Below are 26,004 nucleotides of genomic sequence, written 5' to 3'. Positions count from 1 at the left end.
CTGCCGGACATCTCCCCCTCAAGGGGGAAGATCGGCGGTGTCACGGGCATCGCCTTTTCTTGCAGCATAGAAGAATTGGCGAAAACAGAGCAAACAGCCGATCTCCCCCCTTGAGGGGGAGATGGCCGGCAGGCCAGAGGGGGGCGTGCTCCGCCAGCCTTGCCAATCCAGCCCTCACTTCGTCTCGTTCAACCTCTCGGCCTTGTCGAGATTGTCCTTACCGATGACGATCGGCGTCAACAGCACCAGCTTCTCCTTCGGCTCCTTCTTGTCCCTGGCGTAAGCGACGGCGATCTGCACGGCGGTGCGCGACTGCTGGCCCGGGAACTGTTCGACCGTGCCGGCGAGCTTGCCGTCGCGGACCGCGACCAGCGCTTCCGGCAGCGCGTCGAAGCCGTAGATCTTGACGTCGGTGAAGTTGCGCGCGGCACAAGCCTCCATGGCGCCCAGCGCCATGTCGTCATTGGCGCAAATGATGGCGTCCGGCTTGCCGTTGGCGGCAAGGCCGGCTTCCGTCACCGACAGCGCCTCGGCACGGGCGAAATTGGCGGTCTGCTCGAAGACGATCTGGTATTTGTCCTTCAAGGGATCGAGCACATTGTGCACGCCCTTGTTGCGGTCGATCGCCGGCCCGGCGCCGGGCTGGCCCTGCAGATGGAACAATTTGGCGCCGTTGGGGAATGCCGCCACCACGGCCTGAGCTTCCGCCTCGCCACCCTTGACGTTGTCGGCGCCGACATGGGCGAGAATGCCCTCGACACCGTCGACGCGGCGATCGATCGTGACCACGGGAACGCCCGCCTTGACCGCTTCCTCGATGGCCGGCGCCAGCGCGTTGACGTCGAGCGGCGAGATCACGATGGCGTTGACCTTCTGCACCAGGGCCGCCTCGATGTCGGCGGTCTGCTTGGTGGCCGAGTTCTGGCCATCGCTCTCGGTCAGGTTGACGCCTTGCGTGGCGGCTTCCGCCTTGATCTCGTTCAGCATGTGCACGAAGAACGGAAAGCCGAGACTGGGCACCGAGCCAAGAATGGTGAGCTTGTCCTGCGCAAATGCCGAGGGCGCGGCAAGCACCATGGCGCCCGCGGCCACGGACGTCATCAGGAATTCACGTCTGTTCATGGGATTCTCCTCCACAAGAACGCACGGCCCCGGAAACCGGGACGGTTTCAGGAAGGATCATGCGTCGGTTCAAAGTGTTGGAGCATCCTCCTTGCGTTTGCTAACGCATGCCGCTCCAGCTGATCGCCGTTGCAAAAACTGCCTCCCGTCGGCACCAGCAAACGGATGCTAGCCCAGGCTCAACCATTTGTGCAACATCGATATAACAGGGCCAGACGGCAATGGTCGGAATTTGGATGAGCCGGGTGCCCAGCTTCCATTCTCCGGCGCTGGCCCTAGTTTGAACCGCGCCTGAGCCCATTCCCCGGAGACACCCGCATGAAACCGCACATCATCTGCCATATGATCTCATCGCTGGACGGCAGTCTTCACCCGAGCCGCTACACGGCCAGTCCCGATGGCACCCGGGCCGAATGGTCGAGCCTTTACGAGCACATCCATAATGATCTTGCGGGCGACGGCTGGATCGTCGGTCGCGTCACCATGGCCGAGATGAGCAAGGCCGGCGCGCACCCGCCCGCCGATGCGGGCAGGGTCGACCGACCCTACCATGTCGCGCAAACCGGTACGGGCAGCTATGCGGTGGCGCTCGATCCCTCGGGCAAGCTCCACTTTTCCAAACCCGACATTGGCGGCGACCATGTCGTGGTGCTGCTTGGGCACGACGTCGCCGACAGCCACCTGGCCGAGCTCGCTGCCGACGGCGTGTCCTATATCGTGGCGGAAACGGCCGACATGGATCTCGGCCGGATGCTCGAAGTTCTCAACCGCGAATTCGCCATTCGTCGGCTGCTGCTCGAGGGCGGCGCCGGCATCAACGGTTCCTTCTTCGCGGCCGGCCTTGTCGATGAGCTCAGCCTTCTCGTGGCTCCCGCCCTTGACGGGCGGGCGGCGAACCAGGGTTTCGTCGAATTCGGCGAGACCGGCCTCGCGGGCAAGATGCAACTGTCGCTCAAAAGCTGCGAAGCCCTTGCCCACGGGCTCGTCCATTTGCGCTACGCCGTCGGCTGACGACGCTTTATCGGCGCGTCAAGCGTCGTACCGCATGGCCTCGAGATCGGCGATCAGCGTCGGGCCGGTCGGCTGCCAGCCGAGCCGCGCCTGGGTCAGCGCGCTGGAGGCCGGCAGATCCATCGGGGCGAACATCGCCATCCAGCCGAAATGCTCCGCCGCCTGTTCCGGCGCGATCGAAACCACCGGCACGTTGAGGCCCCGCCCGATCGCCTCGGCGATCGCGCGTACTTCGACGCCTTCCTCGCCGACCGCGTGATAGCGCGCGCCGGGCTGCCGCTTTTCCACCGCCAGCCGGTAGAGGCGCGCCGCGTCCAGGAGATGGCCCGCCGCATAGCGGTTGCGGCCCTCGCCGACATAGGCCGAAACGCCTTTCTGGCGCACGATTTCGATGAGTGGCGTGATGAGCCCTTGCTTGACCGGGTTGTGAACCTGCGGCAGCCGCACCACCGAGACGTTGACGCCGGCTTCCAGCAAGGCATTGCCGGCGAGCTCCGAGGCGATGCGCGGATTGGGATGGCTGGCGTTGAAGACGTCTTCACTGGCAAGCTCGCCATGTCCGGGGCTGCCCACGCCGACGCCGGAAGTGATCACCAGCGGCCGGTCGGATCCGGCCAATGCCTGGCCGAGTGCCGCGATGACGCGGCTATCCTTCTCGCAATTCTCGGCAAAGCGGGAGAAATCATGGTCGAAGGCCGTGTGGATCACCGCTTCCGCCTTCGCCGCGCCGTCGCGCAGGCCCTCGGGATCCTCGAGCGTTCCCCGATGCACCTCGGCGCCCGCCGCCGTCAGCGCTTCAGCCCCCGCTTCGGAGCGAGTGACGCCGACCACCTGATGGCCCGCCTTGATGAGCTCGGCAACGAGCGCCGAGCCTATGAAACCGGTCGCGCCGGTCAAAAAGATACGCATGCGAATTCTCCTGCACGATTGCCTGCGCAGTATCGCCGGCCTACTATTCCATTAAAGTAGTGATCTTATCGTGGTATAATGGCTAACAGGATGCCCACCAATTCCGCCGGTTCGCTCGCGGCGTTTCTGAGAGACCGGCGCTCCCGGCTCGATCCGGCCTCGTTCGGATTTTCAGGGCGCCGGCGCACGCCGGGGCTGCGCCGGGAAGAGGTGGCCCAGCGCGCCAACATCAGCCCTACCTGGTATACATGGCTGGAGCAGGGTCGTGGCGGCGCGCCTTCGGCCGATGTGCTGAACCGCATCGCGAAGGGGCTGATGCTGACCGAGGCCGAGCGCGAGCATCTTTTCATGCTCGGGCTCGGACGCCCGCCCGAGGTCCGCTATATCGGCGCGGAAGGCATCAGCCCCCGGCTGCAGCGCCTCCTCGACACGCTTGAAGCGAGCCCCGCCTTGGTCAGGACCGCCACTTGGGATGTCGTTGCCTGGAACCGCGCCGCCCAGGTCGTGCTGACCGACTACAGCGCCCTGCCCGCCTACCAGCGCAACATTTTGCGCTTCATGTTCCGCAGCCCGGCCATCCGGGAAAAGCAGCACGACTGGGAAAGCCTCGCCCGTTTCGTGGTGGGCGCCTTCCGCGCCGACGCGGCGCGTGCCGGCGCGGTGTCCGAGGTACGCGAACTCGTCGACGAACTGTGCAGCGCCAGCCCCGAATTCGCCGCCCTGTGGCGCGAGAACGACGTGCTCAGCCATGGCGACGGAACCAAGCGGCTGAAGCACCCGGTGCTCGGCGATATCGAGCTGGAATATTCGGGGTTCGCGGTCGACGGCCGCCCGGATCTGAGCCTGACCGTCTACAATCCGGTCGACAACGCGGTCGCGGAGCAGATTCGCGAGCTGGCGAAGCGCGCCAAGGTGTCATTGGACCCGCCGCGATGATCCCTCCTGGAACATTCCAGAAATGGGCGGCGGGTTGCGTCCGACGATGCGTCCCATGAAACCGTCATCGCGGCGCCTCACCACCGCATCCCGCCGACAAAGTCGATGAATGCCCGCAGCGGCGCCGGGATGAGGCGGCGGCCGGGGTAATAGAGGAACGGGCCGGAAAACTCCTGCCACCAGGGCTCCAGCACCGGCTCCAGCCTGCCATCGTCGAAATAGGGGCGCAGCCAGTCCTCGAACAGCGAGACGATGCCGCCGCCGGCGACCGCCACATCGAGCGCAAGCGCCATAGCCGTGCCGGTGCTGACCAGCAGCGGCCCGTTCGGCTCGACGCTCACTATCTCGCCGTCGCGCTCGAACTCCCAGGGCGGCGTCAGGCCGCTGGCGAAGCGGCCGCGCAGGCATGCGTGATCGAGGAGGTCGCGCGGATGGTCGGGCCGGCCACGCCGGTCGAGATAGGCCGTTGCGGCAGCGGTGGCGAAGCGCTGCCGGCGCGGGCCGATCGGTACGGCGATCATGTCCTGCTCCAGCCGCTCGTCATAGCGGATGCCGGCATCGCAGCCGCTCGCCAGTATGTCGACGAAACTGTCCTCGGCGGTCACCTCCAGTCTTATGTCGGGATAGGCGGCAAGGAAGGGTGGCAGAAGGCGCGGCAGCACCAGTTTCGCCGCCACGACAGGCACGTTGAGCCGCAGCGTGCCGGCTGGGCGGCCGCGAAAGCCGTTGACGACATCGAGCGCTGCCTCGACCTCGCCGATCGCGGGGCCCAGCCGCTCCAGCAGGCGCGCGCCGGCCTCGGTTGGGGCGACGCTGCGCGTGGTGCGGTTGAGGAGCCGCACGCCGAGCCCGGCCTCCAGCCGCCGCACCGTTTCGCTGAGGCTGGAGGCGCTGACGCCACTGACCCTGGCCGCCTCGCGAAAACCGCCGGCGCGCGCCACCGCCATGAAAGCCTGGAGGTCGCCCAGATCCGCCATTGTTCGCCTTTCCGCACAGCCTGTGCCGATTGCGCCATATTATCGCGCAAGCGTGCATTGTCTATATCTGGGCCGATCCACAGGAGATTGAGACCATGACTGACATCAGCAAGGCCGGAACCTTCAAGCTCGGCGACCGCACCGTGAAGCGCCTCGGCTATGGCGCCATGCAACTGGCCGGACCCGGCGTGTTCGGCCCGCCGAAGGACCGCGATGCGGCACTCGCCGTGCTGCGCGAGGCGGTAGCGAGCGGCGTCGACCACATCGACACCAGCGATTTCTACGGTCCGCACGTCACCAACCAGATCATCCGCGAGGCGCTGCACCCCTACCCCGCCAATCTCACCATCGTCACCAAGATCAGTGCCCGGCGTGGCGCGGATGCATCATGGATCCCCGCAATGTCGCCGCAGGAACTGACGCAGGCCGTGCACGACAATCTCCGCAATCTCGGCCTGGACGTGATCGAGGTGGTGAACCTGCGCTCCATGCATGGCATCCACGGGCCCGCCGAAGGTTCGCTCGAGCCGCAGTTGAACACGCTCGCCGAATTGCAGCATCAGGGCCTGGTGCGCCATATCGGCATGAGCAACGTCACCCGCGCCCAGATCGCGCAGGGACGTGGCATCGCCGACATTGTCTGCGTGCAGAACCAGTACAACATCGCGCATCGCGAGGACGACGCGCTGATCGACGAGCTTGCCGCCGACGCCATTGCCTATGTGCCGTTTTTCCCGCTCGGCGGCTTCACGCCGCTGCAATCCAGCACGCTGGCCGATGTCGCGCAAAAACTCGGCGCGACGCCCATGCAGGTGGCGCTCGCCTGGCTGTTGCAGCGCTCGCCCAACATCCTGCTCATCCCCGGCACCTCGTCGGTCGGTCATCTCCGCGAGAACCTGGCGGCGGCGGAGCTGGAGCTGCCGGCCGACGCGCTTGCCGTGCTGAACGGGATCGCGGACGAGACCCACCAAGCGGCCTGAGGTGCTATGCCGTGAGCGTGGCGCTCTACGGCGCCCCCCTCTGTCCTGCCGGACATCTCCCCCACTTGGGGGGAGATCGGCAGCTTGATCGTCGGCTCTCTATTTCTGCAACGTCGAAGATCGGCGAAGGCCGTGATGACGGCCAATCTCCCCACTCGTGGGGGAGATGTCCGGCAGGACAGAGGGGGGCGCCGTAGAGCGCGACAGCGGGTGCTGAAACTCCCTCCGCCGGCTTGCGAAGCCAGCGTCGCCCATGCCATCAGTCGACCGAACCGGCGACTGCAAGATGACACCACGGCGGACAGAAAACACCGATAGACCGGCAAGCACCGGCGTCAGCCTCAACCGCGCGCTGTCGAAGCTCGGCCTGTGCTCGCGCACGCAGGCCGAGCGGCTGATTGCCGACGGCCGCGTGCGCGTCGGTGGCAAGGTCGCGCGCAACGCCTCCCTGCGTGTCGACATGAAGCGCGACCGCATCGTCGTCGACGGCGAAGAAATCGTTGCCGAGCGTAAGGTCTATCTCATGCTCAACAAGCCGCGTGGGCTGGTCACGACCCGCGACGACCCGCTCGAGCGCGACACCGTCTATGCCTGCCTCGAAGGGCTCGACCTGCCTTTCGTCTCGCCGGTCGGCCGGCTGGACAAGGCGAGCGAAGGCCTGCTGCTGATGACCAACGACACCCGCTTTGCCAACCGGCTGATGGACCCGGCCTCGCACCTGCCCAAGACCTACCATGTCCAGATCGGTACGGTGCCCGACGCGGCGGTGCTGGAAGCGCTGCGCGCCGGCGTGCGTGTCGACGGCGAGACCTTGAGCGCCAATTCGATCGAGCTGCTGCGCAGCGGCGGCCGCACCGCCTGGCTGGAGATCGTGCTCGACGAGGGCCGCAACCGCCACATCCGGCGCCTGCTCGCCGCCCACGGCATCGAGGTCAAGCGCCTGATCCGCGTCGCCATTGGCCGCTTGCCGCTCGGCGATCTCGCCAAGGGTACGGCGAGGCATTTGACGCCCGACGAATTGGCGCTGCTGGCGGGGTGAATAGGCGCAGGGTCGGCACTTCGTTCGGCAGATCTGAAATCGCGCCGGCACTTCCGTCTCCTGACGGAAAGCTGTCAGGAGCCCCGGCCTATAGAAGGCCGGGGGCCCAGCCGCGGTTTCGACGATCAAGGAGCCAATGCGATGAATTTCGTCTCTGTCCGCATCATCACGTCCGATGTCCAGCGCCTCGTGCGCTTTTATGGCGAGATCACCGGCATGCCGGTGACGATGTACACGGAGGACTTCGCCGAACTGGCGACACCGGCCTGCACGCTGGCGATCGGCAGCACGCGCACCCTGATGCTGTTCGGCAGCGACATCGCCCGCCCAGCCGACAACCGCACGGCCATCATCGAATTCCGGGTCGGCGACGTCGATGCCGAATTCGCCAGGCTGGCGGAAACCATCAAGGGCGCAATTGTCCAGGAGCCTACCACCATGCCTTGGGGCAACCGCTCGCTGCTGTTCCGCGACCCCGACTGCAATCTGGTGAATTTCTTCACGCCGGTAACCGCCGAGGCGATCCGGAAGTTAGACAGCTAGGCCGCCCTACTTCCCGTTCCACTTGCGCACCACTGGCTCGCCGAGGTCATGCTCGTAGCCGAGCACGCTGATGCTGGCCGTATCGAGCACGAACAGCGCGCCGTCCTCCGGCGGCAAGCCGAGCCAGCGGGCGGTGAGCACGCGCAGGAAGTGCGCGCTGGAAAAGATCAGCATGTCGGCATTTGCCTCGCGCAGGCGATCGATGATCCTGTCGGCGCGGGCGCCCACATCGGCCGCCGTTTCGCCTTGCGGGCAGCCGTCGCGAAAGACGTTCCAGCCCGGCCGTTCGGCCAGGATCTCCCTGGTGGTTCGCCCTTCATAGGCGCCGTAGTCCCATTCCTGCAGGTCGTCCATCTTGATGCTTTGCGCCCCGAAACCGGCAAGCAGGCTGGTGTTGTAGGCGCGCTGCGAGGGGCTCGACCACACGGCCCAAAACGGCAGGCCTTTCAGCCGATCCGCCACACCCCGCGCGGCGGCCTCGCCGGCCGCCGTCAGCGGCATGTCGGTGCGGCCGGTGTGCTGGCCCGAAAGGCTCCACGCCGTCTCGCCATGCCGGACCAGATGGATTTGAGGAAACGCACTGCTCATGACGGCCCTTTCGAAGTTGCCGCACCTTAGAGGACGATGCGGCGAAGGGGAATCCAGCTGGCGCGAAAGTCCGGGGGGGAACGCCCGTTTGGGTGCGGTCCACACAATGCCCACCACATTCCCTGGCCCTGATCCCCGCCGCATTGGCACAATGACTGGGCGCCGGGCATAACTATGTGTGGTCCATAGTTCACCAAGCACGATAGGTCACGATCATCATGTACAAACATCTGCTCATCGCCACCGACGGGTCGGAACTGGCCGACAAGGGCGTTGCCCACGGCCTCGGGCTGGCAAAGGGCCTCGGCGCCACCGTGACCTTTGTCACCGTCTCGGAACAATTCCCGATCTTCGCCTGGGGCGGCGCCATGGCCGGCTACGCCGCGGGCGATGAGCTGGCCGCCTATCAGGAAGAAGCCCGCAAATACGGCAAGGAAGTGCTCGACAAATGCAAGGCTTCCGCCGAGGGGCTGGGCGTGTCGGCCAAGGTCGTGCACATCGAGGACAGAAGGCCCGCCGAGGCGATCCTGGAACTGTCGCAGACCGAACGCTGCGACCTGATCGTCATGGCCTCGCACGGCCGCCGCGGACTGGGCAGGCTGCTCCTGGGCAGCCAGACGGCGGAAGTCGTCTCCTACAGCGAAATCCCGGTCCTGGTGGTGCGGTAGGCCGGGTCCGGCCGGGTCGGCGCCCTGCAAGCGGCACTCAGAATGCCGCTTCGGCCATGAGATAAAATCCAAGCGCCAAGAGCCCGGCGAAGAACACTTTGCGAAAAGTCTCGACGCTCATGCGCTGTCGCAGCGCCTGGCCGACAGCCATGCCGGCGAGCGCAGGCGCCAGCGCCGCGACCGAGCCCGCCAGCCCGGCCGTCGGCGACGCCAGGGCGCCTGCCCTGAACAGCCCGATGGCCAGCGCCGCCGTCGACACGGTGAAGGACAGGCCGAGCGCCTGGATCAGCTCTTCCCTGCCCAGCCGCAGCGATTGCAGGTAGGGCACCGCCGGAATGACGAAGACGCCGGTGGCGCCGGTGACCAGGCCGGTCGCCACCCCGACCAGCGGCGACAGCAAGGCCTCGTGGCGTGGCGGCGTCGAAAAGCCGGCCTTGGCGAGGCCGAGAAAGGCGTAGAGCATCAGTGCCACGCCGAGCGCGCCGGACGCGGCCGCCGTATGCGCGCCGGTGAGCAGGCCGGCGCCGGCAACGGTGCCGATCACCACGCCGGCCATCATCGTCCATAGCCGCCTGGCGAGCCCGCCGAACGAAGGACCGGTGGACAATTGCCACAGATTGGTAACCAGCGACGGGATCAGCAGAAGCGTGGCCGCCTCGGCCGGCGCCATGGTCACCGCCAGCAGGCCCATCGCCACCGTCGGCAGGCCCATCCCGACCACGCCCTTGACGAAGCCGGCGGCAAGGAAGACGGCGCAGACCCAGGCGACGGCGGCGGCGCTCAGCGGCTCAATCATGGAGCAGCATGTCGGCGGCGTCGGTCCTGGCTGCCGCTAGTCCGGCGGCGTCGCTGCCGGCAGGGGTGGATGTCATGGCGCATCCTGGCATGCTGGGATCCGTGCGCGCCATGGCCAGAAGGGCAACGGCGACCGCCAGCAGCATCGCCGCGCTTTCAGCAATGCCGAGCCCTTGCCGGTTCGATGCTGGTTTTCTCATCATGGACCTCCACCGAAACTGTTTGACGAAATTCGCCGTCACCCACAATGTGGGAATTGCGACGCCAGCCTTCGGCTGAGCCGAAGGCTGGCGCTGAAAGCGATCGGCCGGATCGCTGTCGATCGCGTGTGTCCGGGCTGTCTTGCGGGAGGAAAAAAGATGCGCTTCGACCTCGTCGATCTCCGGCTGTTCCTGCTGGTTGCCGAGCGCGGCAGCATCACCCATGGCGCCGAGCTCGCGGGCCTCGCGCTGGCCTCGGCCAGCGCCCGCATCAAGGGCATGGAGGACAGGCTCGGCGCCCCGCTGCTGGAGCGCCGCCGGCGCGGCGTGGTGCCGACGGCCGCCGGCCAGGCACTGCTGCACCACGCGCGCGCGGTGCAGAACCAGATCGAGGCGATGGCCGGCGAGCTCGGCGCCTATGCCACCGGCCTGCGTGCGCGGGTCCGCCTGCTCGCCAACACGGCCGCCACCAGCGGGCTTCTGCGCGACAGGCTGCCGGCCTTTCTGGTCGCGCATCCCGGCATCGACGTAGAGCTCGATGAGCGCCCCAGCCACGAGATCGCCGAGGCGGTGGCCAGCGGCGCCGCCGATCTTGGCATTGCCGCGACCTGGGCCGGCCTTTCGCATCTCGACCAGAAACCGTTCTTCGTCGATAGGCTGGTGGTGATCGCCGCGCGCAACCGCCCCGGCCTCGAAGGCCGCGCCACCGGCCTCGCCGACGTTCTGGGCGAATCTTTCGTTGGACTCGCAGCCGGCCATCCGCTGCAGGAACACATTAACCGGCAGGCGGCGCGCCTTGGCGGTCATCTGCATATGCGCATTCGCGTGCCTGGCCTCGACAATGTCTGCCGGCTCGTAGCGCAAGGCGTCGGCATCGCCATCGTGCCGGAAAGCGCCGCCCGTCGCTCGGCGCGAAACCTGCGCAGCCTGCGGCTGACCGATGAATGGGCGACGCGTCAACTCAATCTCTGCGCCCGCCGCTTCGACAAGTTGACGCCGCAGGCCAAGCTGCTGGTGGCCGCACTGGTGTGAAGCCGCCGCCCACATGCTGAATTCGCGTGGAATCATGCCTTGCCTTTAAGGAATCCATGAAATAGCTTGTTTGCACATAGGCAAAAAAATCGCCTAGCTTTTTTCGTTTTATGAAAGACGGGGGATTTGCGGGAACATCTCGATCTGACCGATCGGCGACTGGTCAAACAGTTGTCGCAGGACGCGCAGCCGGGCATCAACCGCCTCGCCGAGATTCTGGCGATCTCGGTGCCGACGGTGCGCACGCGGCTGCGCAACCTGCTCGACCGCAACCTGCTCAAGATCGTCGGGCTCTTGAACCTCACCGAACGCCCCGAACTGATCTCGGCCATCGTCGGCATCAACGCGCAAGGGCGCGGCCGCGCCCGCGAGCTGGCGCAACGCATTTCCGAACTGCCCTTCGTCAACTCGGCCTCGGTCGTCACCGGGCGCTTCGACATCATCGTCGACGTGACGGTGGCCGGCGACGTCGCCGATCTCTACCGCGTCACCAGCGAGTTGATACCGGGCGCCGGCGAGCCGGGCGAGGTCGTGCGCAGCGAGACCTTCGTGGTCATGGCGTCCTGCAACAAATGGGTCAGCCTGCCGGAAGGCTGCTGGTCGGACGACAGCATTCGCAAGGAGCCGGCATGAGGATAGCGGCTTTCGGGGGCCTCGGCCTGTTCAACTCGCTGCTGCATGTGCCGGACGCGCCTTTCGTCGACGCGTGGGCCAGGCGCGGCGTCACGGTCGCCGAAACGGTGGCCCGGCACTGAGGAGACGGATTTTCGAACGGTGGCCGCCGCCGGCAACGGCGCCGCCGCTCAAAAAGCACCCTGTAGGGTAGACAACAAGACGACAAATAGGAGGAATGCCCAATGAAACCAATGAACATTGCCAAGCTTTTCATCGCCGGCCTCGCACTGGCCGGCCTTACCGCCGCCGCCAGCGCCGGAGCGCTCGACGACATCACCAAGCGCGGCGAACTGCGTGTCGCGGTGCAGACGCAGGGACCGCCCTTCTCGCTGGTCGGCGCCAATGGCGAACGCACCGGCAGCTCGGTGGAACTGGCCGAACTGATGGCCAAGGAAATGGGCGTCAAGATCACCTTCCTCGACTTCGACTGGGACGGCCTGATCCCGGCGCTGCTTTCGGGCAAGGCCGACCTTCTGGTCGCCGACATGACGCCGACGCTGGCGCGCGGCATGAAGGTCGCGTTCACAACGCCTTACATGTACACGGGCAGCACCGTCTTCACCAAGGCCGACGGCAAGTTCAAGACCACCGAGGACTGCAAGGCCAAGGGCACCAAGATCGCCGTGCTGCTCGGCGCCACCGGCGAGAAGGAAGCCAAGGCCGCCTTCCCCGATGCCGACATCAAGAGCTACAAGGGCGGCGGTCCGCTGCTACTCGACGCCGTCAACAACGGCCAGGCCGATTGCGGCGTCAACGACGTCTCGGCGGTCAAGGGCCAGTCGACAGCCTATCCGGCCGGCACCTTCACCATCATGCCGGACCTGCTGTCGAAGGAACCGCTTGCCTTCGCCACCCGCTATGACGAGCCGGACCTCCTGATCTGGATGAACCTGTTTCTCAACCAGGTCACCATCGACGGCCGTCTGCAGAAGAACCTCGACTACTGGGTCAATTCGGAAGACTGGAAGAAAGATCACTGATTAGGAATTAGAAAGTAGGGAGTAGGGAGTAGGGAATAGGGAATAGGGAATAGTGGGTAGGGAATTCCGGACACGCGCTTCCCTACTGCCTACTGCCTACTGCCTACTCACTACCCCCTAATCACCATTCACCGCCCATGCTCGAAAATTTCAGCTTCCGCGCCATCGTCGAATACCTGCCCCTGTTCGGGCAGGGCCTGGTCACGACCGTGTGGCTATCGGCGCTGTCCTTTGTCGGCGCGCTCGCAGTCGGCATTCTGTTGTGCGCGATGAACTTGCAGCGCGGCTGGCTGTTTCGGGTGCCGGCCAAGGCCTATATCGACGCCGTACGCGCCACGCCCTTGCTGGCGCAGCTCTATTTTCTCTATTTCGGCCTGCCGCGCCTCGGTTTCGTGCTGCCCGAACTCGTCGTCGGCATCCTCGCGCTGTCACTGAACAGCGGCGCCTATGTCGCTGAAATCATTCGCGCCGGCATCCTGTCGATCCCGCGCGGCCAGGTCGAGGCCAGCGCCGCTTCAGGCATGACCTATGTCCAGCGCATGCGCCTGATCGTGCTGCCACAGGCATTCAAGGTGACGATCCCGCCCCTGCTCGGCCAGGCGATCGTGCTGGTCAAGGATTCCGCCCTCCTGTCGCTGATCTCGGTTGCCGAATTGACGCGCGCCGGCCAGTTGCTGGCCTCCGACCGCTTCATGCCGGCGGAAGGATTTCTCACCATCGCCGCGTTCTACCTCCTGCTCTATTACGGCCTCAAAGGGCTGGCGGTTCTCTCCGGCCGCTGGCTCGGCTCGGCGGGAGCGCGCACATGATCTGGCAACAGTTGCAGAGCCTTGCCGGCAGCTATCCGCTGGCGCTGCGCGGCCTCGGCATGACCGTGGTGCTGTCGCTGATCAGCCTGGTGCTGGGCACCCTGCTCGGCTTCGGCCTCGGCATCCTGCGGACCGGCGGCAACCGGTTGATCGCCGGCGTCATCGGTGCCTGGGTAGACCTCATCCGGGGTACGCCGTTCCTGGTGCAGATATTCCTGATCTTCTTCATCTTGCCCGAGTTGGGCATCGAGCTCGACGCCTTCACCGCCGGCATCATCGCGCTGACCAATCTTGCCGCCTGCTTCATCTGCGAGATCGTCGCCGCCGGTATCCGCTCGGTGCCGACAGGCCAGGTCGAGGCGGCGCTGGCGTCCGGCCTGTCGCGCTGGCAGCGCATGCGCCAGGTGGTTCTGCCGCAGGCGATGCGCATCGTGCTGCCGCCGCTGGTCGGGCAATATGTGCTGCTGATCAAGGATTCTTCCGTCGTCTCGGCGATCGGCCTGACCGACCTCACCCGCGTCGGCTGGCTGGTGGTGCAGCGCGTGCCGAACGGCCTGCTGGTGTTCTTCCTCGTCGGCGTCGGCTATTTCATCGTCTGCTATCCGCTGATCATGCTCGCCCGCCGGCTCGAACGACGCATGGGTGCCGCCCATGGCGAGGTGCAGATATGACATCGAACCCAAAGGTGCCGACCACATGACCAAAACGGGCATGATCGATTTTCGCGGCGTCAACAAATGGTTCGGCACGCTTAACGTCCTGAGGGACATCACGCTCAGCGTCGAGCCGCGCGAAGTGGTCGTCGTCTGCGGCCCGAGCGGCTCGGGCAAAAGCACGCTGATCCGCTGCATCAACGGCCTGGAGACGATCAAGGACGGCGACCTCGTCGTCGACGGCCAGCGCCTCGGCGACCCCGCCACCAACATGACGAAGCTGCGCACCGAGATCGGCTTCGTCTTCCAGTCCTTCAACCTCTACCCGCACAAGACCGCGCTCGAAAACGTCACGCTGGCACCGATCCATGTCCGCAAGGTTCCGCGCGCCGAGGCCGAGCAGGCCGGCCGCGAACTGCTGGCCAAGGTCGGGCTTGCCGACAAGGTCAACGCCTATCCCGCGCAGCTTTCAGGCGGTCAGCAACAGCGTGTGGCGATCGCCCGTTGTCTGGGCATGCGCCCCAAGATCATGCTGTTCGACGAGCCAACCTCGGCGCTCGACCCCGAGATGATTTCGGAAGTGCTCGACGTCATGGTCGCGGTCGCCGAGGAAGGCATGACCATGATGGTGGTGACGCATGAGATGGGCTTTGCCCGCAAGGTCGCCCAGCGCGTGGTGTTCATGGACGCCGGCGCCATCGTCGAAAGCGGCAGGCCCGACGAATTCTTCTCGCATCCCAGGACCGATCGCAGCCGCGCCTTCCTGAGCAAGATCCTGCGGCACTGACCGGCGCTGCCGCCTTCAAGTGACCGCCAGCACCTTTCCCGTATCGTGCTGGCGCACGAAATCCACGCGGCCGCCGTTCCAGTGATAGCTGTAGTGGCGGCCTTGCACCGGTACTGAAATCGCATCCGGCCAGAAAATGCCGACGCACTGCCCGCTTGGCATGCGCACGCTGTTCCACACCAGCCCGTCGCTGCCGGCCGCACGCAAGGCGCGGCCTTCGGCCTGCGAGGCGGTGTAGTCGTCCGGGTCGAGCGCGCCGGGCACCGCGTTGACGTCATCGAGGTCGCGGTCGACGCTGCCGATCAGCACGCGGAAATCCGCCGTCCAGCCCGGCTCCTCCTTGGTGGCGCGCATGAAATTCTGGTGGTGGTGGATGGTTTCGGCCAGCGCCACCTCCTCGCTGTCGCCGGCATAGTAGATGCCGTAGCTGCCATCCGAGAAACGGCCGGGCCGCAGCGTCGAGCAATGCACGAAGGGAGCCATCACGAAGCTTGCGCCGGGTCCGGATACCCGCCTTGCGGCCGGTACCTTGCCGAGATCGCCGAGTTCTAGCCGGATGCGCGGATTGGTCTTCTCCTCGACGGCGGCCAGGGCCTCCCAGTCACGCGGGTCGGCGATGTCCTCGAAGAGGTCGATCGGCGGATGAATGGAGCGGATGATGCGGAAGGTCTTGGGCCAGTGGACGCGGCGCCGGACCGCGAGCCCACTCACCATGCACCACGCTCCGCGTCGAGCCATTCGCGCATCGCTGCAAGGTCGGAAATTTCGCCGCGCAGCATCAGGTCGAGCGCCGACTGGCCACCGAACGTCGCGTTGGGCTTGCGGATCCAGGCATAGCCGCGCGCCGGCTCGGTGAAGAGATAGCGCAGGCCCTTGTGGATGCCCATCAGATGCGCCATGCGGGTGCGCAGGTCGCGATCGATCCTGCCGATACCGCCTTCCTTCCAGCGCGCCCAGGTGCGCGCCGACATGCCGCCGAGCAGGATGCAGGCCTCAAGGTCGGTGAGGCCCCACGCCTTGAAGAGATTGACCGTGGTGCGCGCCAAGGCGCCGGCCTCTTCATCAGAGATGGCGCTGCCGACCGCGGCCGGCGTGGTGACGATGGACTGAAGCTGCATTTTCGGCTCCCGCTATTGGCATAGATATAGCATGCATTTGCCAATTGGCAAGGAGCGGCGCAACCACATCACCGAACCGGCGATGACAGCGTCCCCTCTCCCGTCACTATACGGGGAGAGGATGCCGGCAGGCAGGTCAGGGGCGCCGGCTTCGGGCGATTGGCCAGTGCCTTACTGCGCCGCCTCGTACCCCGCGATCCCCTTGATCTCGAGGAAATCCTCCAGCCCGTATTCGGCGTATTCGCGGCCATTGCCCGACTGCTTGTAGCCGCCAAAGGGCAGGCCGGCGTCCCATTGGGGATAGTTGATATAGACGCTGCCGGAGCGCATGCGCGCCGCGACCTCGCGCGCCTTCTGGAGATCCTTGGCCTGGATGTAGGAGGCAAGGCCGTAGACGGTGTCGTTGGCCTGCTCGACCGCCTGTTCGACCGTATCATAGGGCATGATCGCCAGCACCGGCCCGAAAATCTCCTCGCGCGCGATGCGCATGTCGTGGGTGACATCGGCGAACACCGTCGGCCTGACATAGTAGCCGCGGTTGAGTTCGGCCGGCCGGCCAGGGCCGCCCGCGACCAGCGTGGCGCCCTCGTCTATGCCGCTCTGGATCATGTCCTGAACCTTGTCGAACTGGGCTTGGCTAATGACAGGGCCGAGCTTGGTGCCGGGAGCGTCCGCCGGACCGACCACGAACTTTTCCGCCGCCGCCTTGGCATGAGAAGCCGCCTCGTCATGACGGTCGCGCGGCACGAACATGCGCGTCGGCGCGTTGCAGGACTGGCCGCTGTTGCTGAAGCAGCCGGCGACGCCCTTGGCCACGGCGGTGGCGAGGTCGACGTCCGGGAACAGGATGTTGGCCGACTTGCCGCCAAGCTCCTGGTGCACGCGCTTGACCGTATCGGCGGCGGCCTTGGCCACCAATATGCCGGCCCGGGTAGAGCCGGTGAACGACATCATGTCGATGTCGGGATGGCTGGACAGCGCCTGGCCGACGCCGGGGCCGTCGCCATTGACGAGGTTGAACACGCCCTTCGGCACGCCGGCCTCGTCAATGATCTCGGCGAAGATGATGGCATCGAGCGGCGCGATCTCGGACGGCTTCAGCACCATGGTGCAACCAGCGGCAAGTGCCGGACCCACCTTGCAGGTGATCTGGTTCAGCGGCCAGTTCCATGGTGTGATCAAGCCGACGACGCCGATCGGCTCCTTGACGATCAGCGAGGAGCCCTTGACCTGCCGGAACTGGAAGCTCTTCAGCACTTCCGCCATCTTGACCAGATGCGCAAGCCCGATGCCGACCTGGCTGTCGAGCGCCATCCGGCGCGGCGCGCCCATCTCGCGCGACACGGCGAGCGCAAGGTCCGGGCTGCGCTTCTTGTAGACCTCGATGACGCGGTTGAGGATGTCGAGCCGTTCCTCGACCGAGGTGAAGCCGAATGTGCCGAAGGCGCGCTTCGCGGCGGCCACCGCCTTGTCGACATCAGCCTTGGAGCCCAGCGAAATCTGCGCGAAGGCATCTTCGTTCGAAGGATCGATGACGTCGAGCGTATTGGGGACGACAGGATCGACCCACGCGCCATCGATGTAGAACTGCAGGTTATGTGACATGATTTCTCCTGAGGGGCGCCGTACAGCCGTCCGCCGTGATATCTGGCTAGAAATAACGATGCGCGACCGGCACTGTCAAACGCCCCCGAACTGGTGAGCGAGCCGCGAGCGGTTGAACCAGCCGGGCGGACGATAGCTGGAGCAGAACGAATTACAGCAGAGTATGCCCCGCTTCGCCCAGAAGCCGTATCGCCGCCACCCGATCGGCGGCTTTCACCAGCAGGTGATCGCCGTCGAAAGTCGACACCACAAAAATGCCCAGCTCGTTTTCCGACAGTGGCCTGATGACCGACAACACGATGCCGGTTTCATCGAAAGCGAAAGGCCCTTGGAGCTTGAAGGCGACCCACTCGTCATCCCGCTTGACGGAATCCGGAACGCGATCCTGCAGACAGGTGATCGAAAGTTCATCCTCGGTTCTGGTGATGCTGACGAAGCCTGGCCCGTCCGCCCAACCGGGAATGCCTGCTCTAGGCTCGAGCCGCGAAATCGCGTAGAGCCCCGGCAGTTGCTTGAGCCTGATTCTGACAGCCATTGTCGAACTCCGATTGCGGTCTACCCGGCAAGCCTCTTGCTCATATAAACAGTCGTGCCGTTCATGAACGGCTCCTCCCGGTCGATCCTATAGCCGTGTCTCTTGTAAAGCGACACATTGGCCGCAAAGGCGCCATTGGTCAGCAGGCGAAGTTCGCTGCGTCCCGCCTCGGCCGCCTTGCGTTCGGCCCGCCCCAGCAACAGCCGGCCGATCCCCCTTCCCTGCGCATGCGGCGCCACGCAGACATTCTCGATCCAGACATGATCATCGGCCGGCATGGTTTCGATCGCGCCGACGATTTCGCCCTCCTCGATCGCAAGGTCGAACTCATGCTCGGCAACGGCTATGTCGTAGTTGGCGCGCATGGGCAGCGGCTCGCGGCCGATCAGCGGCACCCATTTGGCATAGGCCGTGCGCACGATGTCGCGGATGGCGGCAGCGTCGGCGGGCTCGGCCGGCCGGAACTGGATGGAAGGATTGATGTTCATCGAGAGGCTCCAGACATGAAAAGCCCGCCGGCGGTTTCGCGGGCGGGGCCGGAAAGAACGAACCGGAATTAATGGGCCAGCCTTCGTCGTCGCGCAATCAACACACCGCCTCGCACTGTGGAGGTTCGGCGTCGCGTGGCGTTGGCGCGGGGAAAAACGAACATGGCGCCAAGCTGGCGCAGGACGAGTGCTCCGTCAAGCCGATGGCGAGCCACCCTTCTGGCGGCGCCCAGCCTCTTTTGCCGCGCTGCCTCATCAGCCCTGGCATTTTGGTCACGCAAATTTGGAGACCGTCCTGGAAAATCGATCATTCTAACGAAAATAATTCATTGGAAAGATTAGTTGGGGAATGGCATTCCCCAGGCGAAGTCGCCTGGAGCATGACGTTGTCTTCCTTATCCCACATTGCGAACGATATTCCAAAAAGCCTGATTTCCGCCGAACCTGCGCAGGGCCGCAGGGCGCTCGACTCGACCAAGGCCGGACCCGTGCCCGGTGTGATATTGGTCGCGATGATCACTGCGGTGGCCTTCTCGGCCCGCAACGTCTCCGGCTTCGCCCTGTTCAGCCCGATGATCCTGGCCGTCGTCGCCGGCATGATCTACTCCAACGTGCTCGGCACGCCGGCGCACGCCAAGGCCGGCATCGCATTCTCGCAAAAGCGCCTGCTGCGCTTCGCCATCGTGCTGCTCGGCTTCCAGCTGACGCTCGGCCAGGTCGTCTCGATCGGCGCGGGCGGCATCGGCATTGTCGCGGCCACGCTTGGCGTCACCTTCCTCTTCACCCTCGCGCTTGGCCGGCTGATCGGCATCGACGCCAAGCTGGCGCAGCTGATCGCCGCCGGCACCTCGATCTGCGGCGCCTCGGCAATCGTGGCAACCAACATTGTTACCGACGCGCGCGACGAGGACGTCACCTACGCGGTCGCCTCGATCACCCTGTTCGGCACCGTCGCCATGCTCGGCTTCCCGCTGCTGGCGCCGCTGCTCGGCCTCGACCAGCATGCGTTCGGCCTGTGGGCGGGCGCCTCGATCCATGAGGTGGCGCAAGTCATCGGCGCCGGCTTCCAGAACGGCACCCAGTCAGGCGAGATCGCCACCGTCGCCAAGCTCACCCGCGTCGCCATGCTGGCGCCGATGGTCATAGCGCTGGGCCTGACGGTGCGCCGCAAGAGCAGCAGCGACCAGCAGACGGCGCGCCCGCCCATGCCATTGTTCGTCGCCGCCTTCGTCGCTGTCGTGGCTCTGAACAGCCTTGTCGCGATACCCGCCGAAGCAAAGTCGGCGATGGCGCTCGCCACCACCATCATGCTGACCATGGGGCTGGCCGCCATGGGCCTGCAGGCCGATATTTCGCAGCTGCGCTCGCGCGGCCTGCGCCCGCTGGCGCTCGCCTTCTCGGCCTTCCTGTTCATCGGCTGCTTCAGCCTGATGCTGGTGAAGTTCGCCTGAGCCTTGCTGCAATTCAGATCGCACCAGCACGAACAGCAAACCTCATCCGCGGGCCTACCGCGTTGACGTGGCAGTGTTCGGCTCCGCTTCAGGAGGGTTGTTGACTTCTGAGCCTGTTGCCCAACTTTGCTGTGGTAGTACGGATGCCGTTTGGAGGATTTCCGATGAACATCATTACACCCACGGCCGCCGAGAAGCTGGCGGAAAAAGCGCGGATACCCTTTCCCGGTGCGAGCGATGAGTACCGGAAAGCCCGCCAGGCACTGCTGAAGGACGAGATCGAATTTCGCAGACACATGACCGAGGTCACGGAACGGCGCCGACACCTTCCGGACGGACCCGTCATCGAGACAAACTATCGCTTCAGGGACGCCAATGGCGCCGATCTCGGGCTTGTCGAACTGTTCGGCGACAAGGATGCACTCGTGACCTATTTTTGGATGTTCGGACCCCAGCGCGCACGCCCATGTCCAATGTGCACCAACTGGTTGGGTGCGGTGAATGGAAACGCTGCTGACATCAAGCAGCGCGTCGCCCTGAAGATCCTTGGACGCAGCCCGGTCGAGCGGCAGATCGCATTCGCGCAGGAACGGGGGTGGCGCGATCTGGATTTTGTCCAGACGGTGGGCGACACCTATGCCAACGATCTCGGACTGATCAACGCCGATGGCAGCGAGAACCCGGCTCTGGTGGTGTTCAAGCGCGACGGCGAGCGCGTGCGCCTTTTTTGGGCGAGCGAGATGTCGGCGGAAATGGCTGATCCCGGCCAGGATCCGCGAGACGCACCGGACATCGCCTCCCTCTGGTCGATCCTGGACCTTACGCCGGGTGGACGCGGAACGGACTGGTATCCGAAACTCAGCTACTAGAGCTCAGTGTCGCGAAACCACAGGCTTTTTGCCTAATCCGCGAACGAACTCGCCGCGACATAGATCGCCGCCAATGTCTCGATTCCCGCCTGGTCTGCCTTGTCGAAGCGACCGGGCAGCGGGCTGTCGAGATCAAGCACGCCGAAGACGCCGTCATCGTCTTCCAGGAGCACGACCAGTTCCGAACGCGAATCGACGTCGCAGGCGATGTGGCCGGGGAAATCGTGCACGTCCTTGATCAGCATCGAGGTGCCGAGTTCGACCGCCGTGCCGCACACGCCCTTGCCGACGGCGATGCGCACGCAAGCCGGCTTGCCCTGGAACGGACCCAGCACCAATTCCTCGTCCGAGGCCAGGAAATAGAAGCCCGCCCAGTTGAGATCAGGCACCATCTGGAAGATCAGCGCCGCCGTGTTGGCAGCGTTGGCGATCGAGTCGCCCTCGCCCTCGAGCAGCGCCTTCAGTTGCGCGGCGAGGTCGCGGTAGAACGCGGCCTTGTCCGAGGTGTCGATAGCCTTGGCGGCAAACATGGCTTGTCTCCGAAGTGAGAATCGCGGTTCCGTTTTCCGCAAGCTCTCTGCACAAACGACCACAGGGCATACTAGCGTGAAATCCAACCGATCCGAAAGCCGCAAGATCAGGATCGCCGCCGGCGTCGTCGCGCATCGGTGGAGAATTTGATTTCCTTGGCAGACATGATTTTATCCAGTTCGCATTTGGGGTGAGCCGACACCGCGCAGAGGCGCGGTGCTTCAGTCAGGCGGCCTTCTTGGCTTCGGCGCTTTCTTCGATGACGCCCATAATGTCGGCTTCCTTCATGATCAGGAGGTCCTCGCCGTCGATCTTGACCTCCGTGCCCGACCATTTGCCGAACAGGATCAAGTCGCCGGCCTTGACGTCGAGCGGAACAAGCGCGCCGTTTTCGTCGCGGGCGCCGGGACCAACCGCGATCACTTCGCCTTCCTGCGGCTTTTCCTTGGCATTGTCGGGAATGATGATGCCGCCCTTGGATTTGATATCGCCGTCGGCGCGCCGGATGACGACGCGGTCGTGGAGTGGCCGAAATTTCATGAGACTTCGTTCTGGGGCCGGCATAGGCGGCCGCTGCATTCATACAGGCGGTTTGGCACTCGATAGATAGGAGTGCCAAAATTTATTCCGCTCTGATGTTAAATAATCAAAAGTATTATTCGGCGCCCGGTTTCATGGTAGCGGAAATCCACCAAATATTTCAAAAATTTGAATTTTCCCGGCCGAGTCCCTATTTATCGGACGAGTTCATTTTCACGATTTCAGACGCAAGGGAGATTTCCTCGATGGCCGACGGCAACCAGACGATCATGGAAAAAGCTGAAGCCCGCTTTGTCGACAAGCAGAAGAAGACGGCGGAGCGCAACAAGGCAACCGCCGAATATATGTCCGAAGCGAGGGCCAGGGAGATCAAGACGGCAAGGCTGAGGCAATTGCGGCTGGCCAAGGAAGAAGCCGACCGCGTGGCCGAGGCCCTGAATCCGACGCCGAAGAAGAAACGCGCGGTGAAGAAAACGACGGAGGCAAAATCATGAGCCTGACCTTCCCCAACCGCAGCCGCAGCTATGACGAAGCCGGCAAGCGCATCCGTTTCGTCGGCTATGACGGCATGTTCCAGATTTCCTTCTCGGTCGCCGCCGATGCCATGACCAGGATGCAGCCGGCCACGGCAGCCAATGAAGCCGGTTATCTCGCCACCTTCGACACCGAGAGCAGTGTCATCCGCGACGTAGCGTCAAAGGCCTATGACCGCACGCGCAAGAGCATGTATGTGCTGACGGCGGAAGACTTCCGCTGAGACAATAGGCAAACGGCACCGGATCAGGATTTACGCTCCGCCTTCTCCCGGCGCTTGACGTCCCGGACATTCATCTGATCGACCATGGCGTTGGCGTCGCGCGGGCTCATGCCGACCATCGCCCTTCGCCTGACGACGACGGGCTTCAGCACCATGCCGCCATGCGCGGCCAGAGCCTCCCGCAGCCGCGGGGCGATACCTGTCGGCGGGACCGACTCTATCGCGACGGCACGGGGTCCCTTGGCGCCAAGTTTTCGAAAGACGGGCAACAGCGACGGTTCACGCACGAAAAATGGCCTCGAATGTCGGGGAAAGTCGGAGCGGCAAGCGCGCGCTTCCATAGCACTCTTTTGGCGAGTGCCCCTGCATGCCAAATGCAAATAGGCTGCTTTAACGCGGGCCGCATGCCTCCTGACCCCGATCGTCAGATGCGGCAATGACTGAAAGCGCGCAAGTCGGCTGGGTAATAATCTGCTTGCCGGCGCGTCGGCGTCACAACCAAGACGAGGACATGCCCGGCCTAGGCCACAGATGCAAGCTGGCAAGGCCCATCGCCCTCGATGGTCCGACGCAGGCTCTACGCTATATGATTTTTGGAGGCCTCGCCTCGGGATCGAACCGAGGCTTCAGAGATTTGCCGTCTCCAGCGTAGCCGCTCCGCCACGAGGCCATGACTAGCGAACTAACCGATAATATTTGCGGAAGCGTTAAGACCGAAGAGTCGTTTATAGACATGTCGCCGATTGCCGCTTTTCCGGCCCGCGCCATGGGAGCACTGACGGCTGCCGATCAGGAATTCGCCTGATATGAACTCGCCGGGCGCAAGGCCTGTGAGCCCGCCCTCCGGCGGCCGCCTCGCACCACCGGAGGACCAGCCACTTTTTCCCTTGAACAGTCTCTCGATCTCGCTTAGTTTGGGCTGAGAAAAGGTTTTTCCAAACATTTCCGATCGGGCTCGGCCATTGGCCGGGCCTCATTCCGGCCTGTAAGAGAAAACCTTTTCCCAATCGGGATTCTCGCCACGATGGCATTGGACGATCAGCCAGTCTTTCCCAAGCCCGTCACCTTGCGTGACGTGGCGGCCGAGGCTGGCGTCAGCGTCGCCACCGCCTCGAAGGCGCTCAACGACCAGGGCCGCATGACCGCCGAAACCCGCGAACGCATCCGCGAGACTGCGCAGCGCCTCGGCTTCCGGCCTAACAGCCTGGCGCAGAGCCTGCTGCGGCGGCGCTCCTTCACCGTCGGCCTGCTCACCAACGATACCTATGGCCGCTTCTCGCTGCCGCTGATGTCGGGCATATCAGACGCGCTGGTCGACGCCGGCGTCTCGGTGTTCCTGTGCAATGTCGAGGAGGATCCGCGTCTCGGCCAGCTCCATGTCGAGGCTATGCTCGATAAGCGTGTCGACGGCATCATCGCCACCGGCAAGCGCATCGACCGCCATCTGCCGGTCGACCTGTCCAATCTGCGCATCCCGGTGATCTATGCCTTCACCCAGCCCGATCCCGACGCCATCGCCTTCGTCTCTGACGACGCCGGGGGCGCGCGGCTGGCGGTGGAGCATTTCTGTCGACTCGGCCGCAGGCGCATCGTCCATGTCAGCGGGCCGGCGAGCTTTGCCGTGGTGCACGCCCGCGCCCAGGCCTATCGCGACGTGCTTGCCGAAAACGGCTTGCCGGCGACCGATCCGCTGCTCGGCCCCTGGTCTGAAGCCTGGGGCCATGAAGCGGTGTCGGTCCTTTTCGACGGCGCAAGCGAAAGGCCGGACGCCGTCTTCTGCGGCAACGACCAGATCGCGCGCGGCGTCATCGATGCCTTGCGCGAACGCGGTCTCGACGTGCCCGGCGATGTCGGCGTCATCGGCTTCGACAATTGGGAGATCGTGGCCGAAGCGACGCGCCCGCCGTTGACCTCGATCGACATGAACCTGGCTGCGCTCGGCCGCGAAGCGGGGCTGACCTTGCTTTCCCTGGTCGGCGGCAAGCCCGCCGCGCCAGGCATCCGGAAACTGCCGTGCCGGCTGGTGGTGCGTCAGTCCTGCGGCCGCCTGCCAGATGGTTGAGAAAGACGGCTGAAGAACCAAACGCCGCAATCGGCGGCAAGCCGCGCACCGCGGCCAAAACATGGAGGAGGAGAACATGAGGACTTTGATTGCCAGACTGGCCTTGACGGTCGCCGTACTCGGCTGCGGGCTGCAACTTGCCGCCGCCGAGACCGCCAACATCTGGGTGCGCGCCGACGGCTCGAACTTCATGCCGCGCATCGTCGACGCCTACAACAAGGGCCACACCAACCAGATCAAGCTCGACATCATCCCCAATGCCGAGATCATTCCGAAATACGGTGCCGCCGCCGCTGGCGGCACCGCGCCCGACGCGCTGTCGCTCGACCTGATCTACACGCCCTCCTTCGCCGCCGCCGGCCAGTTGGAGGACATCACCGACTGGGCGAAATCCCTGCCTTATTTCGCCAGCCTGTCGCCGGCTCATGTGAAGACCGGCACATACAAGGACCGCATCTACGGCCTGCCCTTCTCGGCCGACGCCTCCGTGCTGATCTGGAACAAGAAGCTGTTCAAGCAGGCCGGCCTCGACCCCGAAAAGGGCCCGGCCAACTGGGCCGAGATCGAAGCCGACGCCGAAAAGGTCAATGCGCTCGGCGGCAACATCAAGGGCTTCTACTTCTCCGGCAATTGCGGTGGCTGCAACATCTTCACCTTCACGCCGCTGGTCTGGGCCTCCGGCGGCGACATCCTCTCGCAGGACGGCTCCAAGGCGACGCTGGACAGCCCGCAGCTGCGCGGCGCCATCGATCTCTACCGCTCGATGGTCAAGAAGGGCCTGGTGCCGGAAGGCGCCCAGACCGACACCGGCGCCAATTTCTTCGCCGCCTTCGCCGGCGGCAACATCGGCATCTCGCCGTCGGGTGCATTCGCCATCGGCGCGCTCAACACCCAGTATCCCGACATCGACTATGGCATCACCTTCCTGCCGGGCAAGGATGGCGGCTGGTCGTCCTTTGCCGGCGGCGATAATTTCGTCGTCACCAAGGGCACCAAGAAGATCGATGTGGTGAAGGAGTTCCTCGACTTCGCCTATTCGCTGGAAGGCCAGACGATCCTCGCCAAATATGGCAGCCTGCCGGTGCGCGGCGACATCGCCAAGGATGCTCTGAAGGACCTCGACCCGCGCTACCAGGTCGCGGCCGAGGCGATGGCCAAGGGCAAGACGCCCTATTCGGTGGTCTTCAACGATCTGATCAACTCCGCCAATGGTCCGTGGACGCAGATGATCAACGAGGTCTTCTTCGGCGACGACGTCGACGGCGCCATCGCCAACGCCCAGGAGACCATGCAGTCGATCATCGACCAGGCGCCACAGAAATAGGCGCCTGCCGGCCGCCTGCC

33 protein-coding genes are annotated in these 26,004 nt (G+C 64.7%); 19 read left to right on the top strand and 14 right to left on the bottom strand.

Annotated elements, in window-relative coordinates; translation table 11 throughout:
* Positions 1–174: 174 nt before the first annotated feature.
* Entirely contained in the window at positions 175–1,122 is a 948-nt protein-coding gene (locus tag LB566_RS09880) for a substrate-binding domain-containing protein (RefSeq protein WP_140551999.1), read from the bottom strand.
* 318 nt (positions 1,123–1,440) lie between these two features.
* On the opposite strand from LB566_RS09880, the gene LB566_RS09875 reads away from it, so the two are divergent.
* Entirely contained in the window at positions 1,441–2,133 is a 693-nt protein-coding gene (locus tag LB566_RS09875; protein ID WP_224624269.1) for a RibD family protein, read from the top strand.
* A gap of 18 nt (positions 2,134–2,151) precedes the next feature.
* Here the strand turns inward: LB566_RS09875 and LB566_RS09870 are convergent, their stop codons facing one another.
* Positions 2,152–3,042, bottom strand: a complete 891-nt coding sequence (locus LB566_RS09870; RefSeq protein WP_224624268.1) for an SDR family oxidoreductase — start codon at positions 3,040–3,042, stop codon at positions 2,152–2,154.
* Positions 3,043–3,132: 90 nt separating this feature from the next.
* Here LB566_RS09870 and LB566_RS09865 point away from each other — a divergent pair, with 90 nt between their 5' ends.
* Positions 3,133–3,978 (top strand): helix-turn-helix transcriptional regulator, encoded by an 846-nt coding sequence (locus tag LB566_RS09865; protein WP_224624267.1) that lies wholly within the window; start codon positions 3,133–3,135, stop codon positions 3,976–3,978.
* Between the two features lie 77 nt (positions 3,979–4,055).
* On the opposite strand, the gene LB566_RS09860 is transcribed toward LB566_RS09865, so the two are convergent.
* Positions 4,056–4,955, bottom strand: coding sequence for a LysR family transcriptional regulator (locus tag LB566_RS09860; RefSeq protein ID WP_224624266.1), 900 nt, complete (start codon positions 4,953–4,955; stop codon positions 4,056–4,058).
* A 95-nt stretch (positions 4,956–5,050) separates the two neighbouring features.
* Here LB566_RS09860 and LB566_RS09855 point away from each other — a divergent pair, with 95 nt between their 5' ends.
* The 3 genes from LB566_RS09855 (at position 5,051) to LB566_RS09845 (ending at position 7,517) form a co-directional block, all read left to right on the top strand.
* On the top strand, positions 5,051–5,935 hold the full coding sequence (locus tag LB566_RS09855; protein WP_224624265.1) for an aldo/keto reductase family oxidoreductase: 885 nt from the start codon (positions 5,051–5,053) through the stop codon (positions 5,933–5,935).
* Positions 5,936–6,221: 286 nt separating this feature from the next.
* Positions 6,222–6,974: a pseudouridine synthase gene (locus LB566_RS09850; protein WP_224624264.1), complete on the top strand. Its 753-nt coding sequence runs from the start codon at positions 6,222–6,224 to the stop codon at positions 6,972–6,974.
* Between the two features lie 141 nt (positions 6,975–7,115).
* The gene (locus LB566_RS09845) at positions 7,116–7,517 is read left to right on the top strand and encodes a VOC family protein (protein ID WP_224624263.1); all 402 of its coding nucleotides are present in this window, start codon (positions 7,116–7,118) and stop codon (positions 7,515–7,517) included.
* Between the two features lie 6 nt (positions 7,518–7,523).
* On the opposite strand, the gene LB566_RS09840 is transcribed toward LB566_RS09845, so the two are convergent.
* Positions 7,524–8,105, bottom strand: a complete 582-nt coding sequence (locus LB566_RS09840) for a histidine phosphatase family protein (protein WP_224624262.1) — start codon at positions 8,103–8,105, stop codon at positions 7,524–7,526.
* Between the two features lie 218 nt (positions 8,106–8,323).
* On the opposite strand from LB566_RS09840, the gene LB566_RS09835 reads away from it, so the two are divergent.
* Positions 8,324–8,773 (top strand): universal stress protein, encoded by a 450-nt coding sequence (locus LB566_RS09835; protein ID WP_140552008.1) that lies wholly within the window; start codon positions 8,324–8,326, stop codon positions 8,771–8,773.
* A 37-nt stretch (positions 8,774–8,810) separates the two neighbouring features.
* Here the strand turns inward: LB566_RS09835 and LB566_RS09830 are convergent, their stop codons facing one another.
* A complete protein-coding gene (locus tag LB566_RS09830; protein WP_224624261.1) occupies positions 8,811–9,569 on the bottom strand; it encodes a sulfite exporter TauE/SafE family protein in 759 nt (252 codons plus the stop codon).
* Positions 9,562–9,768, bottom strand: a complete 207-nt coding sequence (locus LB566_RS09825; RefSeq protein WP_224624260.1) for a hypothetical protein — start codon at positions 9,766–9,768, stop codon at positions 9,562–9,564. The genes LB566_RS09830 and LB566_RS09825 overlap by 8 nt, the downstream gene beginning before the upstream one ends.
* A gap of 159 nt (positions 9,769–9,927) precedes the next feature.
* On the opposite strand from LB566_RS09825, the gene LB566_RS09820 reads away from it, so the two are divergent.
* From LB566_RS09820 to LB566_RS09795, 7 genes are all read left to right on the top strand, one after another.
* The gene (locus LB566_RS09820; protein WP_224624259.1) at positions 9,928–10,800 is read left to right on the top strand and encodes a LysR substrate-binding domain-containing protein; all 873 of its coding nucleotides are present in this window, start codon (positions 9,928–9,930) and stop codon (positions 10,798–10,800) included.
* Positions 10,801–10,926: 126 nt separating this feature from the next.
* Positions 10,927–11,433 carry an Lrp/AsnC family transcriptional regulator gene (locus LB566_RS09815; protein ID WP_140499160.1) on the top strand — a complete coding sequence of 169 codons (507 nt, stop codon included), beginning with the start codon at positions 10,927–10,929 and terminating at the stop codon, positions 11,431–11,433.
* The gene (locus LB566_RS30315; protein WP_263498079.1) at positions 11,430–11,555 is read left to right on the top strand and encodes a hypothetical protein; all 126 of its coding nucleotides are present in this window, start codon (positions 11,430–11,432) and stop codon (positions 11,553–11,555) included. Before LB566_RS09815 ends, LB566_RS30315 begins: the two co-directional genes overlap by 4 nt.
* A 111-nt stretch (positions 11,556–11,666) precedes the next feature.
* Complete coding sequence (locus LB566_RS09810) at positions 11,667–12,455, top strand: ABC transporter substrate-binding protein (RefSeq protein ID WP_140556462.1); 789 nt, start codon at positions 11,667–11,669, stop codon at positions 12,453–12,455.
* Positions 12,456–12,592: 137 nt separating this feature from the next.
* Positions 12,593–13,264 carry an amino acid ABC transporter permease gene (locus LB566_RS09805; protein WP_224624257.1) on the top strand — a complete coding sequence of 224 codons (672 nt, stop codon included), beginning with the start codon at positions 12,593–12,595 and terminating at the stop codon, positions 13,262–13,264.
* A complete protein-coding gene (locus tag LB566_RS09800; RefSeq protein WP_140499164.1) occupies positions 13,261–13,935 on the top strand; it encodes an amino acid ABC transporter permease in 675 nt (224 codons plus the stop codon). Before LB566_RS09805 ends, LB566_RS09800 begins: the two co-directional genes overlap by 4 nt.
* Positions 13,936–13,960: 25 nt before the next feature.
* On the top strand, positions 13,961–14,704 hold the full coding sequence (locus LB566_RS09795; protein WP_318012835.1) for an amino acid ABC transporter ATP-binding protein: 744 nt from the start codon (positions 13,961–13,963) through the stop codon (positions 14,702–14,704).
* A gap of 15 nt (positions 14,705–14,719) precedes the next feature.
* Here LB566_RS09795 and LB566_RS09790 read toward each other — a convergent pair whose 3' ends face one another.
* The 5 genes from LB566_RS09790 to LB566_RS09770 form a co-directional block, all read right to left on the bottom strand.
* Positions 14,720–15,418 carry an RES family NAD+ phosphorylase gene (locus LB566_RS09790; protein WP_224624256.1) on the bottom strand — a complete coding sequence of 233 codons (699 nt, stop codon included), beginning with the start codon at positions 15,416–15,418 and terminating at the stop codon, positions 14,720–14,722.
* Complete coding sequence (locus LB566_RS09785) at positions 15,412–15,822, bottom strand: MbcA/ParS/Xre antitoxin family protein (RefSeq protein ID WP_140499170.1); 411 nt, start codon at positions 15,820–15,822, stop codon at positions 15,412–15,414. Before LB566_RS09785 ends, LB566_RS09790 begins: the two co-directional genes overlap by 7 nt.
* Positions 15,823–15,993: 171 nt before the next feature.
* Positions 15,994–17,427, bottom strand: a complete 1,434-nt coding sequence (locus LB566_RS09780; protein ID WP_224624255.1) for an aldehyde dehydrogenase family protein — start codon at positions 17,425–17,427, stop codon at positions 15,994–15,996.
* 151 nt (positions 17,428–17,578) lie between these two features.
* Positions 17,579–17,962 carry an ACT domain-containing protein gene (locus LB566_RS09775; protein WP_224624254.1) on the bottom strand — a complete coding sequence of 128 codons (384 nt, stop codon included), beginning with the start codon at positions 17,960–17,962 and terminating at the stop codon, positions 17,579–17,581.
* A 20-nt stretch (positions 17,963–17,982) separates the two neighbouring features.
* Positions 17,983–18,450: a GNAT family N-acetyltransferase gene (locus LB566_RS09770; RefSeq protein WP_224624253.1), complete on the bottom strand. Its 468-nt coding sequence runs from the start codon at positions 18,448–18,450 to the stop codon at positions 17,983–17,985.
* A gap of 386 nt (positions 18,451–18,836) precedes the next feature.
* Here LB566_RS09770 and LB566_RS09765 point away from each other — a divergent pair, with 386 nt between their 5' ends.
* Together LB566_RS09765 and LB566_RS09760 are read left to right on the top strand one after the other, a co-directional pair.
* Positions 18,837–19,901, top strand: coding sequence for a YeiH family protein (locus LB566_RS09765; protein WP_224624252.1), 1,065 nt, complete (start codon positions 18,837–18,839; stop codon positions 19,899–19,901).
* A 164-nt stretch (positions 19,902–20,065) separates the two neighbouring features.
* Positions 20,066–20,770 (top strand): DUF899 family protein, encoded by a 705-nt coding sequence (locus LB566_RS09760; protein WP_224624251.1) that lies wholly within the window; start codon positions 20,066–20,068, stop codon positions 20,768–20,770.
* 32 nt (positions 20,771–20,802) lie between these two features.
* Here the strand turns inward: LB566_RS09760 and LB566_RS09755 are convergent, their stop codons facing one another.
* A complete protein-coding gene (locus LB566_RS09755) occupies positions 20,803–21,300 on the bottom strand; it encodes a GAF domain-containing protein (RefSeq protein WP_224624250.1) in 498 nt (165 codons plus the stop codon).
* Between the two features lie 226 nt (positions 21,301–21,526).
* Positions 21,527–21,841, bottom strand: a complete 315-nt coding sequence (locus tag LB566_RS09750) for a co-chaperone GroES (protein ID WP_140552021.1) — start codon at positions 21,839–21,841, stop codon at positions 21,527–21,529.
* 245 nt (positions 21,842–22,086) lie between these two features.
* Between LB566_RS09750 and LB566_RS09745 the strand changes: the two genes are divergently transcribed.
* Both LB566_RS09745 and LB566_RS09740 read left to right on the top strand, forming a co-directional pair.
* Positions 22,087–22,335: a hypothetical protein gene (locus LB566_RS09745; RefSeq protein WP_140499188.1), complete on the top strand. Its 249-nt coding sequence runs from the start codon at positions 22,087–22,089 to the stop codon at positions 22,333–22,335.
* The gene (locus LB566_RS09740; protein WP_140552023.1) at positions 22,332–22,598 is read left to right on the top strand and encodes a DUF1488 domain-containing protein; all 267 of its coding nucleotides are present in this window, start codon (positions 22,332–22,334) and stop codon (positions 22,596–22,598) included. Before LB566_RS09745 ends, LB566_RS09740 begins: the two co-directional genes overlap by 4 nt.
* Before the next feature lie 23 nt (positions 22,599–22,621).
* On the opposite strand, the gene LB566_RS09735 is transcribed toward LB566_RS09740, so the two are convergent.
* On the bottom strand, positions 22,622–22,885 hold the full coding sequence (locus tag LB566_RS09735; protein WP_224624249.1) for a hypothetical protein: 264 nt from the start codon (positions 22,883–22,885) through the stop codon (positions 22,622–22,624).
* Positions 22,886–23,622: 737 nt separating this feature from the next.
* Here LB566_RS09735 and LB566_RS09730 point away from each other — a divergent pair.
* Positions 23,623–24,660, top strand: coding sequence for a LacI family DNA-binding transcriptional regulator (locus LB566_RS09730; protein ID WP_224624248.1), 1,038 nt, complete (start codon positions 23,623–23,625; stop codon positions 24,658–24,660).
* 76 nt (positions 24,661–24,736) lie between these two features.
* The gene (locus LB566_RS09725) at positions 24,737–25,984 is read left to right on the top strand and encodes an ABC transporter substrate-binding protein (protein ID WP_224624247.1); all 1,248 of its coding nucleotides are present in this window, start codon (positions 24,737–24,739) and stop codon (positions 25,982–25,984) included.
* Positions 25,985–26,004: the final 20 nt, after the last annotated feature.

It is taken from the genome of Mesorhizobium sp. CA13, assembly GCF_020165235.1.
Classification (GTDB): domain Bacteria; phylum Pseudomonadota; class Alphaproteobacteria; order Rhizobiales; family Rhizobiaceae; genus Mesorhizobium.
The sequence above is the reverse complement of the archived record's forward strand: the minus strand, read 5'-3'. Positions and strand labels throughout refer to the sequence as shown.